Here is a 1,247-nt window from a genome sequence, read left to right as displayed (position 1 = left end):
CTGCGCCTGGCCCTGCACCGGCGGACCATCGTGGCCGCGGTCCTGGCCACCTGGCCCGCCGACCCGCACCGGCGCACCGGGGCGGAGTGGGCGGCGTTGCGGGCTGTGCTCCCGGCGGGGGTGCCGGGGGCGGAGATCCGTAACCGGACCCGGCAGATCCGCGCCCACCTGGCCGGGCACGGGCACCTGCCCGCCTCACTGTGCACCCTGGAGGAACCGCCGCGGATCGCCCCGCAGGTACTGCTCGCGGCGATGGACCGCCAACAGGCCGCCCTGGAACGGGTGGATGCGGCCAGCGCCCGGCTGCGGGTCAAACTGCCCTTGTGCGCGGCACCCGCTACGGGCCGTGACTGGGCCTGGCACACCCTGGACCTCCGCCTGCCCGCCACCGTCGAGTGGGATGCGGTGCTGCACATGCCGACGCTGCGGCCCACCCGCACCGATCGAATCGCCGTCGACCTGCCGCACTCCCGGCCCGCCCCCACCCTCAAGGCGGCCGGGCATGGGGTGGGGCTCGGTTTCGACTGGGGAGTGAACACCCTGCTCACCGGCACCCTGGGCCGCCTCACCCACCAGGAAAGCCGGGAAGGCAAAGGCCGAGGAGGTGGCCGGGGCAGCGGCCGGCGGGTGGTCACCGACGGACGTGCCCTGGTCTTCGACGCCACCGCCGTCAGCGCGAAACTCCACCGGCTGCGCGGCGTCCGCGAGCACCTCGCAGCCAAACGCGATCACTGCCAGGCGTTGGCGGACGGTCTCGGCTCCCCACACGCCGACTGGGCCCTACACGCCGCCCGCGCGACGGTGCTGGCGGTGGAACACGCCCGGGTATGTGCCCGCATCCGGCACCTCAACGATGCGCTCGCCTGGGCGGCGGCCCGCTGGGCCGTCGACCAGGCCACCGCCCTGGGCGCATCCGTCATCTACCTCGAAGACCTCGCCACCCTGGAGGCCCGCGGCCGCCGCAAAGGTAATGCCCGGCTGTCCGGGCAGGTCCGCGGCACCGTCACCGAAGCGATGCGGCACCTGGGCGCGAAAGCCGGCATCGTGGTGGTCACCGTGCCCGCCCGCGGCACCTCCCGCCTCTGCCCCACCTGCCTCAACCCGCTGACCCACCACCCCGCCCCCGACCGGCTCACCGAGCGGGGCTGGAAGTGGGCCCACTGCACCGGTTGCGGGCTGTCACTGGACCGGGACCACGCCGCCGCCCGCCGGATCGTCTCCCGCGGCCTCCTCGCCCAAACCCACAC

At 74.7% G+C, this 1,247-nt stretch carries 1 protein-coding gene; it reads left to right on the top strand.

What is annotated here, in order from left to right:
• A partial coding sequence (locus ACFWR9_RS42720) for a zinc ribbon domain-containing protein (RefSeq protein WP_383853106.1) occupies positions 1-1,247 on the top strand: 1,247 nt, incomplete at both ends.

It is taken from the genome of Streptomyces sp. NPDC058534 (genome assembly GCF_042717365.1).
GTDB lineage: Bacteria > Actinomycetota > Actinomycetes > Streptomycetales > Streptomycetaceae > Streptomyces.
This window is presented reverse-complemented; position numbering and strand designations above follow the sequence as displayed.